Below are 16329 nucleotides of genomic sequence, written 5' to 3'. Positions count from 1 at the left end.
GTAAGAATATAACCAATCTCCAGGTTTAGGAGGAAAAAGCTTTATATCATTTTCCGAAATATCTTTAAAATAATCATTCTTTTCACTTTTTGGAATTACAGGAAAAAAGAATAATAAAAACCAGAAAAAGAAATCTCCTCATAAACGGAATGTACTAGATTAAATTTTTCGAAATAAAATCACAACTCGTTTTAATCGAATCAAAAGAATTGGCTGCAAAATTATTTTCCTGTTCTACAAAAAAATGAATCATTCCTGATTGTTTTGCTGCGGCAAATAATGGTTTGAAATCTATTGTTCCAGAACCTACTTCAGTATTTAAATCATTATTATTTTTATCCTTGTCTTTTACATGCCACATTTTAAATCGGCCAGGATTTTCTTTGAACAATTGCAAAGGATCGTTTCCAGAATGAACAACCCAGTACAAATCCAGTTCAAAAAAGACTAAATCTTTGTCTGTTTCTTTTAATAAAATTTCAAAACCTGTAACACCATCGTGCTTTTGAAATTCAAAATCATGATTATGATACGCTAGTTTTAAACCAGCTTTTTTGCACATTATTGCTGCTTCATTTATACGAGCTACAATCTTTTTATAATCTTCGATATTTCTTCTAAAAGGTTCATCAACCCAAGGAACAGTTAGAAATTCGCTTTTAAGAATTTTGGCCGCTTCAATTGCCGCAATTAATTCTGTAGTGTTCCCATCATATAAAAAGCTGCCTAAATTATAATGTCCGCTAACCGCTTTCAATCCATTAGCATCCAAAATCTTTTTCAATTCTTTTGGCGTTAATCCCCAAAACCGATCTTTAACAGAAAAGCCATATGTCTCGACTGTTGTATAACCAGCCTTAGCTACTTTTTCTAAAGTTCCTTTTACGTCTTTCGGAAGTTCTTCACGAAGCGTATATAACTGTAAACCTATTTCTTTTTTATTCATAGAAAATGCAAATGATGGTGAAGCCAAAACTGCTGTAGTGGCAAGACCTGTGGTTACGATGAAATTTCTTCTGCTAATCATTTTATAATATAAAATTCAGAAAGTAAATATATTATAAAAATTGATTCTTAAAGTTTTTTGCAAAATTTTGAAGTGCATTTGCCGTTTGTTCTGATACAATTTCTCCTTCAGCATTAACTTTTCCGCGAACTCCCTGAATAAGAAGCTGCGTGTTATCATTAAATTTTGCTTCTAATGTTTTCATTACCAGCAAAAGCTGTTCATGCCCCATTTCTCCAGAAGCAGAAGCGGTAATTAGACCTGTATTTTTGTTTGAAAAGATAGTGGTAGAAACACACCATTCTAACGCATTTTTTAAACTTCCTGGAAGACTAAACACATATTCGGGCGTGCAAATAATAACACCATCAACATTTGTAATTTTACTTCTAAAAACACTAATTTCTTTAGGAGGATTTTCTGTATCTAAATCAGGATTAAAATGAGGAAGGTTCTCTAGATCTTCAAAAATTTCTACTTCAAAATCTGGTTGCAAACAGTTTGAAACGTATTTCAGAATTTTGAAATTACTGGAATTACTTCTTGTACTTCCAGATATAGCAAGGATTTTTATTTTGGGGGAAGTCATTAAATGAACAATTCGTATTTATAAATTAAATTTAAAAATACGAATTGTTTAAAAAAATATAAGAAAAAATTTACTTAGAAGTCAATAAACCTAGTCCTTCCATTTTTATCGAATCAATTGCTTGTGGCGGATAATTTTGTTTTTCTTGTCGCGTTGATGTGACTTTACCATCTTTGCTTATATATACGTAATTATAATGCCAATAATGCGATCCTGCCAATCGCGTTCCTTTTTTAGAAAAAACCTGATCTGCATAAACAAAAATTTCTCCATCTTGTTTATTATCTAGTGTCATTACTGGACTGCCCAAAGTTTTTAGCACTTTCGATTTGGTTTCTCCTACAGCAACGGTTGTCGAATTGGCACTCGCGCAGGATATAAAAAACGCAAATACTACAGAAACTAATAGTGTTTTTTTCATAATTAACTGTTCGAATTTTAAGTTTCGCTTGGTTCGTATAACTTGATAATAAGGAGCGTAATGGTAATTAAAGTTAGCTTATTAAAATTTACACCATTCAAAAAGTGTGTTATATAATTATTACTAAAAGACTCAAGGGCATTATTTGTATCTTTGCCAGCAAGAAAATTATCGAATAAAGATGCGAATTGACATTATAACTCTTTTACCTGAATTACTAAGAAGCCCATTTGAAGCTTCAATTATGAAACGCGCCATTGATAAAGGCTTGGTTGAAGTGCACTTTCACAACCTACGTGATTATAGCACCAACAGACAAAAAAGCGTAGATGATTATCCTTTTGGAGGAGGTGCAGGAATGGTAATGACGATTCAGCCTATCGATGATTGTATCACACATTTAAAAAGTCAACGCGAATACGACGAAGTAATTTATATGTCACCAGATGGGGAAACTTTAGATCAAAAAATGGCCAACAAAATGTCAATGTATGAAAACATTATCATTTTATGCGGGCATTATAAAGGCGTTGATCAAAGAGTTCGAGATCATTTTATTACAAAAGAAATTTCAATTGGCGATTACGTTTTATCTGGTGGAGAATTGGGCGCAATAGTTTTATCTGATGCCTTAATCCGATTAATTCCAGGTGTTTTGAGCGACGAAACTTCAGCATTAACGGATAGTTTTCAGGACAATTTATTATCAGGTCCAATCTATACAAGACCGGCAGATTACAAAGGATGGAAAGTACCTGAAGTTTTAACCAGCGGGCATGCTGCCAAAATAGATAAATGGCGAGAAGATATGGCATACGAACATACTAAAAATAGACGTCCAGATTTATTGGAAGGAAACTAGAATTTAGTTTCAAGTTTAAGGTTATTTTTGTTTCAAGTTAAAACTCTCGATAGCAACAACTTGAAACTTGAAACTTGAAACAAAACAAACTAAAAATAATTTACAATTTATAATTCATAATTTATAATTATTTTTTACATTTGCACCCGAATTTGACCAACCTCTGGCGAGATCCGTGAATGTTGTTCTAATATAAAAACCATAATTTAAATTATCATGGCAGATTTATTAAAATTCGTTCAAGACGAATTCGTTGCTAAAAAAGATTTCCCAGATTTCGGAGCTGGAGACACAATCACTGTTTTCTACGAAATTAAAGAGGGTGAAAAAACAAGAACTCAGTTCTTTAAAGGAGTTGTGATTCAAAGAAGAGGTTCTGGTAACACAGAAACTTTTACTATCCGTAAAATGTCTGGATCTGTTGGTGTTGAGCGTATCTTCCCAGTAAACTTGCCAGCTTTACAAAAAATCGAAGTTAACAAGAAAGGTGCTGTACGTAGAGCTAGAATTTTCTACTTCAGACAACTTACTGGTAAAAAAGCTAAGATTAAAGATAAAAGAAGATAATCATTTATCAAAATGTTATAAAAAACTCGTTTCATATTGCTTGAAACGAGTTTTTTTTATGTTCTATTTTCATCACTAACAAAACCGTAATTTTTTAATATCAAAATCATCGATTTAGCAATTTAACGAGTCCTAAATAACAATCTGTTAATTTCGTCTTTTCTCATCAAAACTCAACCGTTTTCGTTGTGATTTTATTATATTTGCTCCGCTCATTTTGAGCCGAATATATCTTTTACATCGTTAACTCCTGACGATACGATTATAAAAAAAAAAGAAAATGAATAAATCAAAAATTTTTTACACCTTAACTGATGAGGCGCCTCTATTGGCAACTTACTCTTTGTTACCAATTGTTCAAGCTTTTACAGCAACAGCTGGAATTGAAATCGAAACCAGAGATATTTCGCTGGCAGGAAGAATTTTATCAAATTTCCCAGAATCTTTGACTGATGCTCAAAAAACTGGAGATGCATTGGCAGAATTAGGTCAATTAGCAACTCAGCCAGAAGCTAACATCATTAAATTACCAAACATTTCTGCATCTGTACCGCAATTAAAAGCGGCTATTGCTGAATTACAATCTCACGGATACAACGTACCAAATTTCCCAGAAGATCCACAAAACGATGCTGAAAAGGAAATTAAAGCAAAATATGCTAAAGTTTTAGGTTCTGCTGTAAACCCAGTTTTACGTGAAGGAAACTCTGACCGTAGAGCTCCAAGAGCAGTTAAAAACTTTGCAAAAGCAAACCCTCACTCTATGGGTGCTTGGTCTGCTGACTCAAAAACTAAAGTGGCTTCTATGTCAAGTGGAGATTTTTACGGAAGTGAAAAATCTGTTACTGTAAACGAAGCTAACGATGTAAAAATCGAATTTGTTGCTAAAGACGGAACTGCAACTGTTCTTAAAGCTAGCACTCCACTAAAAGCTGGAGAAATTATTGACAGCTCTGTTTTAAGTGTAAGCAAATTAAAAGCTTTTGCTGCTGATGTAATCGCAGAAGCTAAAGCTGCAGGAGTTTTACTTTCTGTACACTTAAAAGCTACAATGATGAAAGTTTCTGACCCAATTATCTTTGGCGCTATCGTTGAAGTATATTTTGCAGATGTTTTCAAAAAATACGCTTCTTTATTTGCTGAATTAAACGTTGATACAAGAAACGGTTTAGGCGATATCTACGCTAAAATTGCCGGAAGACCTGAGCAAGCTGAAGTTGAAGCTGCTATTGATCAAGCAATCGCAAACGGACCTGCTTTGGCAATGGTTAATTCTGATAAAGGAATTACAAACTTACACGTTCCATCTGATGTAATTGTTGATGCTTCTATGCCAGCAATGATCCGTACTTCTGGACAAATGTGGAACAAAGAAGGAAAAGCACAAGATACATTTGCTGTTATTCCAGACCGTTCTTACGCTGGAGTTTATACTGCAACTATCGATTTCTGTAAAAAACACGGTGCTTTTGATCCAAAAACAATGGGAAGTGTTCCTAACGTTGGATTAATGGCTCAAAAAGCTGAGGAATACGGATCTCACGACAAAACTTTCCAAATGAAAGCTGATGGTGTTGTTCGTGTTGTTGATGCAAACGGAAATGTTTTAATGGAGCAAAACGTTGAAGCTAATGACATTTTCAGAATGTGTCAGGCAAAAGACGCTCCAATTCAAGACTGGGTTAAATTGGCTGTAAACAGAGCTCGTTTATCTAGCACTCCTGCTGTTTTCTGGTTAGACGAAAACAGAGCACACGATAGAGAATTAATCGTAAAAGTTCAAAAATACCTTAAAGACTACGATACTACAAACTTAGATATCCGTATTTTAAACCCAATTGCTGCTACTGAATTTACTTTAGACAGAATCATCAAAGGTTTAGATACTATCTCTGTAACAGGAAACGTTTTACGTGACTACTTAACAGATTTATTCCCAATCTTAGAATTAGGAACTTCTGCAAAAATGTTATCTATCGTTCCATTAATGAATGGTGGTGGATTGTTTGAAACTGGTGCTGGAGGTTCTGCTCCTAAACACGTTGAGCAATTTACAGAAGAAGGATATTTACGTTGGGATTCATTAGGAGAGTTTTTAGCTCTTGGTGCTTCTTTAGAACATTTAGGACAAACTTTAGACAATTCTAAAGCGCTTGTTTTATCTGAGACTTTAGATCAAGCTAATGACAAATTCTTGGCTAACGATAAATCTCCAGCTCGTAAAGTAGGTCAAATCGATAACCGTGGATCTCACTTTTATTTAGCATTCTATTGGGCTCAAGCTTTGGCTGCTCAAACTAAAGATGCTGAATTAAAAGCTATCTTTACTCCAATTGCTGCTGAATTTGAAGCTAACGAAGCTAAAATCGATGCTGAATTAATTGGTGCTCAAGGTAAACCACAAAACATAGGAGGTTACTACCAACCAACTCCAGAATTAGTAAGCAAAGCAATGCGTCCAAGTGAAGCTTTCAACGCTATTGTTGCTAAAATTAAATAATTCAGAATACATTTTGTATTTTAAATAACAAAAGGACAACTCACAAGGTTGTCCTTTTTTATTTTAAAGAAATAGACAAAGCAGAATATTTTTTAGGTTTCATTCCTATATGTTTTTCAAATATTCTGGAAAAGTGACTTAAATTAGAAAATCCTAATCGATAACCTGTTTCAGAAACTGATAATTTTTCTTCCCGAATTAAATAAGCTGCCTCATTCATTCGAAGCACCTGATAATAATTATAAATACTATTTCCGAATATTTGTTTGAACAACTTATTCATTTTACTTTCGCTCATATTCCAAAAAGAAGCCAGATTTACCAAATCAGGAGGATTGCTTAAATCAGTACTTAAAGAATCTTTTATCGCATACATTGTTTTTACATCAGAGACATTTAAAGGATAATTTGTTACGCTTTCTCTTTTTGATAATTCAGACAAAAAAAGATAAATCATTTCTTCTGCTTTTAACTTTAGATAAAAATGACTCAATTGCTCTTTTTCATCTTTCAAAGCAATTTTATTGGCTAACTGCTGAATTTCATTCGAAATAATATGATCATATAAATAAGGTTTATCTCTTAAGGTTATACTCGCTAGAAATTTGTTTTCATCTTGAGCATTAATCCAAGTCTTTAATAAATCCATGTGGATTGTGATTACAATTGTATTGATTTTTGTCTCTTTCGGAATAAGAATCTCAATATCAATGTCTCCCGCAGATACTTGCACAGAAGGAATTATAACACCCTGATTAACCTGTTTCTTATAATCTTGCTGGAACAAATTTCTAAAGCTAAAAGTGATCTCATCTTTTCTAGAATCTCCACCAGTTCGTTTGATCGTCATTTCTTCTTTAAACTCACACTGACTGATCATCATATTCATTTGAGAAGAAAAATTAAACGATCTTATCGAACCTTTACCATAACTTTCAGGTAAAACAAACAGTCCATTATCAGATTTGGTTTTGGTAAATGCTGCGAGTTTTTCTATTAAGCCCATTTTAATTTTATAATCAAAAATACTATTTACGACTATTTTTAAAACAAAAATAGCTATTTTATCATTTTAACGTATTTTAATTTTGCTGAAAACAAAAATTTAATAATTATGTCAAAAGCATTATTCCTAAGTATTCCATCTCATGGACACATGAATCCAATGATGGGTTTAGCAGACGAATTAATTCTCCAAGGAGAAAAAGTTACCTTTTTCAGCTCTCAAGAATTCAAAAAATCAATAGAAGAATTAGGCGCTGAATTTATAAGCTATAAAGAAGATCTAAACATTTTTCAAAAGAAAGAAGAAAAGCCAAGCGAAGAGCAATCAAAAAAGAAACCCTTAAAAGGCCTTGCAAGTGCTTTTTTGCATCCTGAAATTTTTATAGATGATGTTTTAAATGAAATTGGAGATCGAAATTTTGATTACATCGTCTTTTCGGCTGCTTATCCTTACGCAAAACTTATTTCTCAAATTTTACAGATTCCAGCCATTTCCTCTTATGCTGTATTTGCAACTAAAGAGGAACTGTTCAACAAAACAGCAGAAACAGAAACTCCAAAAAAAGGCCCTTTCGGATTAAATCCTGAGATCATGCAAGAATTCAAAAAAGTACGCGAAAATCTAATTTTAAAACACAAAATACAAATCCCTGAAAATATGATGGATTTGCTGTTTAATAAAGGGGATTTAAATATCATTTATACTTCGAAGTATTTTATTAGAAATATTGACAATTATGACGAAAGCTTCATTTTTATAGGCCCTCCAGTTTATAAAAAGAAATATACTGTCGACTTTCCGTTTGAAAAAATTGAAGGCAAAAAAGTAATCTACATTTCTTTAGGAACAATTTTCAGCAACCATTCAACAGATTTAAACCATATGTTTTTCAAAGCTTTTGCAGATACTGAATATATTGTAGTTATGGCCGCACATAAAGTAAATCTTACTGAAACAGAAATTCCTAAAAACTTTATTATTAGAGATTATGTACCACAATTAGAAATTTTAAAACAAACCACTGCAGCCATCACTCATGGCGGGATGAACAGCATGGGTGATTTATTGTATTACAACATTCCTTTTATTTCAATTCCGTTAGGAGCCGATCAATTTTTCTTGTCAAATCGCGCCGAAGAACTTGGAGCAACCATTGTACTCGATGCCAATACAATTACTGCCGAAACAATTAAAAATTCAATCGAAAAAATACTAGCAAATTCAAGTTACAACGAGAATAGCACCAAAATAAGTGACTCATTTAAAAGTGCAGGCGGGTATAAAAAAGCAGCGGAAGAAATCTTTAAACTAAAAAATAGACAAAGCCTGTAACAAAATCAGGCTTTTCTTAACTTATGTTTAACAAAGGTTCTATAAGAATATTTAGTAAGAATTTGTTATCTATGTAAATCAAAATCAATATAATGATTACAAAAGATACTTGCGCATTTCTTCTTTTTATTTTAACAATCTTCACTTCTTTTGCGCAGGAAAAATTTACTCTAAGCGGAACCATAAGCGATAGCAAAAACAACGAAACTTTAATTGGAGTTAATATCTTTATCCCTGCCTTAAAAACAGGAACCACAACTAACGAATACGGCTTTTATTCTCTTTCTGTGCCAAAAGGAGAATACGAAATAGAAATTAGTTATGTTGGTTATCAAACCATTCAAAAAAACATCATTTTAAATCAGAATACAAAAAGCAATTTTTCGATTAAAGAAGGTGGCGAAGAATTACAAGAAGTCGTCATTACAGAAAATAAGGGCAAATCAAACATTAAAACTCCAGAAATGAGTGTAAACAAACTCTCAATTTCGACCATAAAAAAAATGCCCGTGGTCTTAGGAGAAGTTGATGTCTTGAAATCTATTTTATTGCTTCCCGGCGTTACCAATGCAGGCGAAGGTGCTTCTGGTTTTAATGTTCGCGGGGGCGGAGCCGATCAGAACCTGATTCTCTTGGATGAAGCAACTATTTTTAATTCGTCGCACGTTTTCGGATTCTTTTCTGTTTTTAATCCTGATGCCATCAAAGATTTAAAATTATATAAAGGAGGAATTCCTGCGCGTTATGGCGGAAGAGCTTCTTCTGTTTTAGAAATTTACCAGAAAGACGGAAGCAGTAAGGATTTTCATTTGAATGGCGGAATCGGACTAATTTCGAGCCGTTTACTAGCTGAAGGTCCAATTGTAAAAGACAAAGGTTCTTTTTTAATTGGAGGAAGAGCTTCTTATGCGCATCTTTTCCTTAAATTCTCTGAAAAAGATAAAGATAATGCCGCTTATTTTTATGATTTAAACACCAAATTAAGCTATAAACTCAACGATAATAACAGCTTGTATTTGTCTGGATATTTTGGCAGAGACGTTTTTAGATTAAACAAAAGTTTTACCAATACGTACGGAAATTCAACTTTAAATTTGAGATGGAATCATTTGTATTCTGATAAATTGTTCTCCAATCTTTCTTTAATCTACAGTGACTACTATTACGGATTAGATCTTGATTTTGTAGGTTTCAATTGGGATTCTGGAATTAAAAATTACAATATCAAATACGATTTCAAACATTATCTTTCAGATAAACTAAAACTGAATTATGGTGTAAACGGCATATATTACGATTTTAATCCCGGAACGATAAAACCAACTGGAGAAGATTCGGGAATTAATCCAGATCAACTGGACAGAAAATATGCTTTTGAACCTTCTGTATATTTAGATGCAGAAAGTCAGCTTTCTAAAAAAATCACTATTGCCTACGGATTGCGTTACAGCTTATTTTACAGATTAGGCGCTTCGACTATTAATTATTACGATAATAATGAGCCTGTAATTTTTAATGCCGATATGCAGATTTACGAAAAAGGCACACCAACTTCAACTCAGTATTTTAGCAAAAATAAAGTCATTCAGAGTTATAACAATTTAGAACCTCGATTTTCTGTTTCTTATCAATTAAACCAAGACCAATCATTGAAGGCGAGTTATAATAGAATGGCACAATATCTCCAATTAATTTCTAATACCTCATCTCCTACTCCTCTAGATGTCTGGATGCCAAGTGACAATTACATTAAACCGCAACTTGCAGATCAAGTAGCTTTAGGTTATTTCAGAAATTTTTATAATGACGCTTATTCTCTAGAAGTAGAAACCTATTATAAAAAAATACAAAACAGATTAGATTATATAGATGGTGCCGATTTAATTGCAAACGACGCTATCGAACAGGTTATTTTAAACGGTCATATGCGTTCATACGGTTTGGAACTTATGCTAAAGAAAAACAAAGGCCGATTGAATGGCTGGATTTCATACACCATTTCAAGATCTGAACAGCAGACTCCTGGAAGAACACCTGAAGAAACAGGCATCAACAATGGTAAATGGTATGCATCAGCTTATGACAAAACACATAATTTAGCAATTACATCTTCATACAATTTAAACGAAAAATGGTCTTTTGGTGCTAACTTTGCATTGCAGTCAGGACAGCCAGTAACGTATCCGAATGGACAATATCAATATTTAGGAATTATAGTTCCAAGTTACGGATTACGAAACGAAAACCGACTTCCTTCTTACAATCATTTGGATATTTCTGCCACTTTAACGCCTCGCAAGAATAAAGATAGAAACTGGAAAGGCGAATGGGTTTTCAGTATTTACAACCTCTATAATCGAATGAATGCAGCCTCAATCAACTTCAGGCAAAATGTTGATACAGGCGCAAACGAAGCAGTAAAATTATCCATTTTTGGAATTGTTCCTGCGGTTAGTTATAATTTTAAATTCTAAAAAAGTTCAAAAAACTAAAGATATGCTCATGAGAAAATTAGTTTTATTAACCGTATTTTTTACATCGCTTTTTTTTACTAGCTGCGAAGAAGTAGTAGATGTTGACTTAGACACTGCTGCTCCAAAATTGGTAGTTGAAGCGGCTATCAATTGGGAAAAAGGCACTTCTGGAAAATTGCAGGTCATTAGATTATCGACCACAACAGGCTATTTTGAGAATACAATTCCTGTAGTTTCAAATGCCGTAGTATTTATAGAAAACAGTAAGAATCAAAAATTTAATTTTACTGAATTCAACAAAACGGGCAGTTATGTTTGCAATGATTTCAAACCAGAGATTAATGAAGAATACACTTTAACCGTAATTAGCAAAGGAAATACATATACAGCTTCTGAAACTTTAAAATCGGTAGCGCCAATTACTCGAATCGAGCAAAAAAATGATGGCGGTTTTACGGGAGAAGATATCGAAATAAAAACGTACTTTACAGATCCTGCAGACGAAGATAATTTTTATTTGTTTAAATATGTTTATTCGAACAAAGTCACTGCAAATTATTATGTTTCTGAAGATAAATTCTATCAAGGAAATGAAATTTTCAGCAGCGCCATTGACGAAGATTTAAAAGCAGGAGACGAAGTTGAAGTAACACATTACGGAATTTCTAAGCAATATTATAATTACATGAATATCTTGGTAAGTATAGCTGGAAGCAGTATTGGAGGACCGTTTCAATCTCCACCTGCAACCGTAAAGGGAAACATTATCAATACGACAGACAAAAATAATTATCCGCTGGGATATTTTTCTCTCGGCGAAATCAGTACAAAAAAGTACAAAATTCAGTAATCATGCAACCGATCATCAAAACCTTAGCCGAAAAAAAACTCATTGGACATTCGATAGAAATGTCATTTATCGAGAATAAAACTTTTCAATTATGGAGTGGTTTTATGCCACATCGAAAAGAAATAAAAAATACAATTAATCCTAATTTGTATTCTTTAGAAGTATATTCAGAAAACCATTTTGATAATTTTGATCCTAACGACAGTTTCAAAAAATGGGCTGCTGTAGAAGTTTCAGACTATGAAAACATACCAGAAGGAATGGAAACCTTAGTTGTTCCAGACGGCTTGTATGCGGTTTTTCTTCATTTAGGTCCAGTCGCAGAAGCTCATAAAACCTATCATTATATTTTTGCAGAATGGTTTCCAAATTCTGAATATACTGTAGACGATAGACCGCATTTTGCCGTAATGAATGAAAAATACAAAAAAGACGATCCTACTTCTGAAGAAGAAATCTGGATTCCGATAAAAAACCGAAATTAAAATGGTAATAGAATCACTAAAATCTCTTTTCAACAGAGATCTAAATAAACTGAAAACAGAAATTGAATTATACCAAAAAGAAAACACTATTTGGGCAATCGATAAGAATATTTCAAATTCAGCAGGAAATCTATGCCTGCATTTAATTGGAAATTTAAACACTTACATTGGCGCCGAAATTGGCAAAACGGGTTATGTTCGAGATCGTCCTTTGGAATTTTCACTAAAAGACATTCCAAAATCAGAACTGATTTTAAAAATTGAAAATACAATTGAAGTCATCAACAATACTTTAGATTCATTAACCGAAAAAGATTTAGAAGAAGTTTATCCGCAAATTGTTTTCGAAAAAGAAATGACAACAGGCTTTTTCCTAATACATCTCTCGACACATTTAGCATATCATTTAGGACAAATTAACTACCACAGAAGACTGTTAGATTAAAAACAGCTTCTCAACATATGTAAATGTTTTAAAATTAGAATTGATAAACCTTTGTCCAATCAATTCTAATTTTAAAAACATGAAACATTTATTTGCCTTTCTACTACTTATCTGTGCGTTTCAAACAAAAGCACAAACTTTTAAAAATCCAGAATCTTTATTCAATCCCGCACCTTATGGTTTCAGCCATGCTTCTTCGGTAAAAACACCTGGCGAACTTATTTATATCTCGGGTCAAAGCGGCGGTTTAGGAAAACAACATCTTTTAAGCCCCGATTTTAGAATACAAGTCAAAACCGCACTAGAAAACCTAACTGTCATTTTGAACAGCTACGAGTTAAAACCAGAAAATGTAATGAAAATTACAATTCTAATAGTGGATCATTCTTCAGAAAAATTAAAAATTTGGGAAGAAGAAATTAGTAAAGTATGGAAAACCAAACGATTTCCTGCCAGCACATTAATTCCGGTTTCTAAATTAGCTCTTGACGGAATGCAGATCGAAGTTGATGCCGTTGCTTTTAAAGCCAATTAAATAAAGCCATTTTCTGCCAGAGACTATATCTTTTGTACATTTGCACTACATTCAAAAAAATGCTTATGTCATCACACCACATAGTTCGCGACGATCAAGAACCCGCTTTAATAATTGCAAATGGCGCTGCCTGTGATCCTGAACTATTAGGACAATTGCTAGAATGGTCGCCATTAGTTGTTGTTTTAGATTCGGCTATAGAAAGAGTGATCGAATTAGGCATAAAAGTCGATATTTTACTCGGTGATTTCGATCGCGGTTTTGACCCTGAAATTTATAAAACTTCTCAATTTCCAATCGAAATCGTTCACACTCCAGATCAAGACAAAACCGATTTAGAAAAAGCTTTTGATTATCTTATCGAAAGAAAAATTCCTGCCGTAAATGTCGTTTGGGCAACTGGAAAACGAGCCGATCATACGATTACAAACTTGACACAAATTGTTCGTTACCGAGATTTACTAAAAATCGTAATCCTCGACGATCACTCTAAGATATTTCTTCTGCCAACAAAATTTGAAAAATGGTATACTGCAAACACGCCAATTTCACTTATTCCGATTGGCATTGTAAACGGAATTTTTTCATCAAATTTAAAATACGAATTAAACGACGATACACTAACAATGGGCTACAGAACCGGAAGCAGTAATTCTGTCGAAAAAGATGGCATTGTAACCATTACACATCGTGAAGGAGATCTTCTTTTAATGGAATGTTTTGATTAAAAATAGTAATGAATAAAGAGTCTCAGCGGGACGAAATATTTATAGATCAAAATATCGCACTCTCATTGAAGCCTCAGCGGGGCGACACACTACGCATATGTCGCTCCGCTGGAGCTTTTTTTTAATATTAATTACCTAGCTATAAATATTAAGCTTCTCTGGAGCTTTCTTAAAAAAAGGAATATCTATCTTTGTTCTCGAAATCAATGAAAATGAAAACAAACGACAATTCCGAAAAAAGCAATTTACACCCAAGAAATCTTCATCGAAACCGATATGATTTTGAAAAACTAATTTCAAATTGCCCAGAATTGAAAGCTTTTATTGCTGTAAACAAATACGGAATCGAAACCATTGATTTCAGCAATCCTGCTGCAGTAAAAACATTAAACAGCGCTTTACTTAAAACGTATTATAATATTGAGAATTGGGATATTCCTAAAAATTATCTTTGTCCGCCAATTCCAGGACGTGCAGATTACATTCATTATATCGCAGATTTATTAGCCGAAAGCAACAATAATCAAATTCCAGAAACTTCGCATGTTTTAGGACTAGACATCGGAACGGGCTCCAATTTAATCTATCCGATATTAGGAAATGCGATTTACAATTGGAGTTTTGTTGGAACAGATATTGACCAGAAATCAATTGAAAATTGCGCCAAAATTATTGAAGCCAATCCAGAATTAATTGATTCTATAAGTTTACAGCAACAAACAGAACCTCGATTTCTTTTCAAAAACATCATTACGCCCGAAGATCGTTTTACATTTACAATGTGTAATCCGCCTTTTCATGCCTCTGCCGAAGAAGCCAATAAAAGTACTTCCAGAAAGGTTTCCAATTTAAATCCGAAAGAAAAAAGAACTACAAATCCAGTTTTAAACTTTGGAGGACAAAATGCCGAATTATGGTGTAACGGCGGAGAAATCGGATTCATTACACAAATGATTTACGAAAGTGCGAAATATCCATCGCAAGTTTTATGGTTCACGACTTTAGTTTCCAAAAAAGAAAATCTTCCTTCGATTTATAAAACTTTAAAGAAAGTAAATGCCATTTCTGTCAAAACAATCGAAATGTCGCAAGGACAAAAAAACAGCCGAATTGTAGCTTGGAGTTTTTTTGAAAACCCAAATTCTCAGAAAATTTTCTTTTAATACACTCATTTCCAATACCAAAATCTTGATTTTACAGTTTACTTTTGCTACATTTATTGTATGCAAACTATTTAAAATCAAGATTATGGCTGAATATATTGGTTATCTCGCATCTGTATTTATTGTTGGAGGATTTCTACTCAAAAATCTTAGAGCTATTCGGTTCATTAATATGTTTGGCTGTATCTGTTTTGTAATCTACGGCATCTTTTTAAACGACTACAGAGATTTCAATCAATGGCTTTGGCCGGTAATTATTCCGAATGCCATTTTAGCGTTTGTACAGATTTATTATCTGACTTCTAAAAATGATAAATCTTAAAATTATGATACTTTAAAATAAAATTCTAATACACTTTCTGCTTACACATCTCGTAACTTTAGGTTTAAAACTGAATTTTACAATCATGTTAAAACTATATTCTCGTTTAGCAGTCATCTTATTCCTAGTAACAAGTTGCGCTTCAAAAAAAGTAAAATTTGAAGACTATGTTTTTAAAACCAAAAGCGAAGAACTAAAATACCAATCTGCTTACGACAAAGCTTTAAAACTTTGGAACATTCCTTATACTGAAGAAGATGTAAAAACTAGTTTCGGAACCGCTCATGTAGTAATTGCAGGTCCAAAAAATGGAAAAAGTCTGGTTTTACTTCATGGAATGGACGCCAGTTCTACCATGTGGTATCCGAACATTAAAGTTTTAGCCAAAAATCATCGCATTTACGCGATCGATTTTATTATGGAACCTAATAGATCCAATCTAACGGCAAAACCGCTTTCATCAGACGATATTGTTGTTTATTACAACGAAATTTTCGATCATTATAAATTAAAGAAATTCGACCTCATCGGCGCTTCTCGAGGCGGATGGATTGCGACATTATTAGCGATTCAAAAACCAAATTCTATAAATAAAATTGTTTTATTGAGTCCCGCGCAAACCTTTAAATTTATAGATAAAGTCAGAAAAACAACTTCGGCATTAATGCTGAAACTTTTTCCAAGCGAAAAAAAATTCAGCAAAACATTATCAACTTTTTCAACTCATCCAGAAAACATAAGCCGCATTTATAAAAGACAGTTTTACTTGGCCAATAAATATGCAAAATCAAACTCCAGCATGTTAAAAATGCTTCCGTTTTCAAACAAAGAATTAGAATCTATACAAAACCCTGTTTTGGTTTTAATTGGTGACAAAGACGTTATTAATTCAGAAGAAAGTCTGGAAATAGCGCAGAAACATTTGCCCAACTGTAAAACCAAAATAGTAAATAATGCCGGACATTTTCTAACCATCGATCAACCTAAAGTCATTAATGATGCGATTATTAATTTTTTAGATTAGCATTCAAACTTCGTATCTTT

The 16329-nt window shown here is 33.1% G+C and carries 17 protein-coding genes; 13 read left to right on the top strand and 4 right to left on the bottom strand.

The window, feature by feature from the left end; genetic code table 11:
- Positions 1–154: 154 nt before the first annotated feature.
- The 3 genes from JC605_RS14250 to JC605_RS14240 all read right to left on the bottom strand — a co-directional run bounded on the left by JC605_RS14250 (position 155) and on the right by JC605_RS14240 (position 2016).
- Positions 155–1027: a sugar phosphate isomerase/epimerase gene (locus JC605_RS14250; RefSeq protein ID WP_198856834.1), complete on the bottom strand. Its 873-nt coding sequence runs from the start codon at positions 1025–1027 to the stop codon at positions 155–157.
- 31 nt (positions 1028–1058) lie between these two features.
- Positions 1059–1595: an NADPH-dependent FMN reductase gene (locus tag JC605_RS14245; RefSeq protein ID WP_198856833.1), complete on the bottom strand. Its 537-nt coding sequence runs from the start codon at positions 1593–1595 to the stop codon at positions 1059–1061.
- A gap of 70 nt (positions 1596–1665) precedes the next feature.
- Complete coding sequence (locus JC605_RS14240) at positions 1666–2016, bottom strand: hypothetical protein (RefSeq protein WP_198856832.1); 351 nt, start codon at positions 2014–2016, stop codon at positions 1666–1668.
- Positions 2017–2197: 181 nt separating this feature from the next.
- On the opposite strand from JC605_RS14240, the gene trmD reads away from it, so the two are divergent.
- From trmD to JC605_RS14225, 3 genes are all read left to right on the top strand, one after another.
- Positions 2198–2878 carry a tRNA (guanosine(37)-N1)-methyltransferase TrmD gene (gene trmD / locus JC605_RS14235; RefSeq protein WP_198856831.1) on the top strand — a complete coding sequence of 227 codons (681 nt, stop codon included), beginning with the start codon at positions 2198–2200 and terminating at the stop codon, positions 2876–2878.
- A 216-nt stretch (positions 2879–3094) separates the two neighbouring features.
- Positions 3095–3445, top strand: a complete 351-nt coding sequence (rplS, locus tag JC605_RS14230; RefSeq protein ID WP_144214894.1) for a 50S ribosomal protein L19 — start codon at positions 3095–3097, stop codon at positions 3443–3445.
- A 280-nt stretch (positions 3446–3725) separates the two neighbouring features.
- On the top strand, positions 3726–5945 hold the full coding sequence (locus tag JC605_RS14225; RefSeq protein WP_198856830.1) for an NADP-dependent isocitrate dehydrogenase: 2220 nt from the start codon (positions 3726–3728) through the stop codon (positions 5943–5945).
- 58 nt (positions 5946–6003) lie between these two features.
- Here the strand turns inward: JC605_RS14225 and JC605_RS14220 are convergent, their stop codons facing one another.
- Positions 6004–6951, bottom strand: a complete 948-nt coding sequence (locus JC605_RS14220; RefSeq protein WP_198856829.1) for a helix-turn-helix transcriptional regulator — start codon at positions 6949–6951, stop codon at positions 6004–6006.
- Positions 6952–7059: 108 nt separating this feature from the next.
- Between JC605_RS14220 and JC605_RS14215 the strand changes: the two genes are divergently transcribed.
- From JC605_RS14215 to JC605_RS14170, 10 genes are all read left to right on the top strand, one after another.
- The gene (locus JC605_RS14215; RefSeq protein WP_198856828.1) at positions 7060–8283 is read left to right on the top strand and encodes a macrolide family glycosyltransferase; all 1224 of its coding nucleotides are present in this window, start codon (positions 7060–7062) and stop codon (positions 8281–8283) included.
- A 92-nt stretch (positions 8284–8375) separates the two neighbouring features.
- The gene (locus JC605_RS14210) at positions 8376–10757 is read left to right on the top strand and encodes a TonB-dependent receptor (RefSeq protein WP_198856827.1); all 2382 of its coding nucleotides are present in this window, start codon (positions 8376–8378) and stop codon (positions 10755–10757) included.
- Between the two features lie 28 nt (positions 10758–10785).
- A complete protein-coding gene (locus JC605_RS14205) occupies positions 10786–11607 on the top strand; it encodes a DUF4249 domain-containing protein (protein ID WP_198856826.1) in 822 nt (273 codons plus the stop codon).
- 2 nt (positions 11608–11609) lie between these two features.
- A complete protein-coding gene (locus JC605_RS14200) occupies positions 11610–12092 on the top strand; it encodes a GyrI-like domain-containing protein (protein WP_198856825.1) in 483 nt (160 codons plus the stop codon).
- A 1-nt stretch (position 12093) separates the two neighbouring features.
- A complete protein-coding gene (locus JC605_RS14195; RefSeq protein ID WP_198856824.1) occupies positions 12094–12537 on the top strand; it encodes a DinB family protein in 444 nt (147 codons plus the stop codon).
- A 79-nt stretch (positions 12538–12616) separates the two neighbouring features.
- A complete protein-coding gene (locus JC605_RS14190) occupies positions 12617–13072 on the top strand; it encodes a RidA family protein (RefSeq protein ID WP_198856823.1) in 456 nt (151 codons plus the stop codon).
- Positions 13073–13137: 65 nt separating this feature from the next.
- A complete protein-coding gene (locus JC605_RS14185; RefSeq protein ID WP_198856822.1) occupies positions 13138–13800 on the top strand; it encodes a thiamine diphosphokinase in 663 nt (220 codons plus the stop codon).
- 212 nt (positions 13801–14012) lie between these two features.
- Positions 14013–14963: a 23S rRNA (adenine(1618)-N(6))-methyltransferase RlmF gene (gene rlmF / locus JC605_RS14180; protein ID WP_198856821.1), complete on the top strand. Its 951-nt coding sequence runs from the start codon at positions 14013–14015 to the stop codon at positions 14961–14963.
- Between the two features lie 85 nt (positions 14964–15048).
- The gene (locus tag JC605_RS14175) at positions 15049–15285 is read left to right on the top strand and encodes a uroporphyrinogen decarboxylase (RefSeq protein ID WP_111365373.1); all 237 of its coding nucleotides are present in this window, start codon (positions 15049–15051) and stop codon (positions 15283–15285) included.
- A gap of 85 nt (positions 15286–15370) precedes the next feature.
- Positions 15371–16309, top strand: a complete 939-nt coding sequence (locus tag JC605_RS14170) for an alpha/beta fold hydrolase (protein WP_198856820.1) — start codon at positions 15371–15373, stop codon at positions 16307–16309.
- Positions 16310–16329 lie beyond the last annotated feature (20 nt).

Source organism: Flavobacterium sp. IB48 (assembly GCF_016405855.1).
Classification (GTDB): domain Bacteria; phylum Bacteroidota; class Bacteroidia; order Flavobacteriales; family Flavobacteriaceae; genus Flavobacterium; species Flavobacterium ginsengisoli.
The sequence above is the reverse complement of the archived record's forward strand: the minus strand, read 5'-3'. Positions and strand labels throughout refer to the sequence as shown.

Excerpts from the sequence above, each read along its gene's own strand:
- JC605_RS14245 (WP_198856833.1), bottom strand. The coding sequence starts at position 1,595 with ATGACTTCCCCCAAAATAAAAATCCTTGCTATATCTGGAAGTACAAGA.
- JC605_RS14170 (WP_198856820.1), top strand. The coding sequence starts at position 15,371 with ATGTTAAAACTATATTCTCGTTTAGCAGTCATCTTATTCCTAGTAACA.
- JC605_RS14250 (WP_198856834.1), bottom strand. The coding sequence starts at position 1,027 with ATGATTAGCAGAAGAAATTTCATCGTAACCACAGGTCTTGCCACTACA.
- JC605_RS14205 (WP_198856826.1), top strand. The coding sequence starts at position 10,786 with ATGAGAAAATTAGTTTTATTAACCGTATTTTTTACATCGCTTTTTTTT.
- JC605_RS14200 (WP_198856825.1), top strand. The coding sequence starts at position 11,610 with ATGCAACCGATCATCAAAACCTTAGCCGAAAAAAAACTCATTGGACAT.
- JC605_RS14225 (WP_198856830.1), top strand. The coding sequence starts at position 3,726 with ATGAATAAATCAAAAATTTTTTACACCTTAACTGATGAGGCGCCTCTA.
- rlmF (WP_198856821.1), top strand. The coding sequence starts at position 14,013 with ATGAAAACAAACGACAATTCCGAAAAAAGCAATTTACACCCAAGAAAT.
- JC605_RS14220 (WP_198856829.1), bottom strand. The coding sequence starts at position 6,951 with ATGGGCTTAATAGAAAAACTCGCAGCATTTACCAAAACCAAATCTGAT.
- JC605_RS14210 (WP_198856827.1), top strand. The coding sequence starts at position 8,376 with ATGATTACAAAAGATACTTGCGCATTTCTTCTTTTTATTTTAACAATC.
- JC605_RS14190 (WP_198856823.1), top strand. The coding sequence starts at position 12,617 with ATGAAACATTTATTTGCCTTTCTACTACTTATCTGTGCGTTTCAAACA.
- trmD (WP_198856831.1), top strand. The coding sequence starts at position 2,198 with ATGCGAATTGACATTATAACTCTTTTACCTGAATTACTAAGAAGCCCA.
- JC605_RS14195 (WP_198856824.1), top strand. The coding sequence starts at position 12,094 with ATGGTAATAGAATCACTAAAATCTCTTTTCAACAGAGATCTAAATAAA.
- JC605_RS14185 (WP_198856822.1), top strand. The coding sequence starts at position 13,138 with ATGTCATCACACCACATAGTTCGCGACGATCAAGAACCCGCTTTAATA.
- rplS (WP_144214894.1), top strand. The coding sequence starts at position 3,095 with ATGGCAGATTTATTAAAATTCGTTCAAGACGAATTCGTTGCTAAAAAA.
- JC605_RS14240 (WP_198856832.1), bottom strand. The coding sequence starts at position 2,016 with ATGAAAAAAACACTATTAGTTTCTGTAGTATTTGCGTTTTTTATATCC.
- JC605_RS14175 (WP_111365373.1), top strand. The coding sequence starts at position 15,049 with ATGGCTGAATATATTGGTTATCTCGCATCTGTATTTATTGTTGGAGGA.
- JC605_RS14215 (WP_198856828.1), top strand. The coding sequence starts at position 7,060 with ATGTCAAAAGCATTATTCCTAAGTATTCCATCTCATGGACACATGAAT.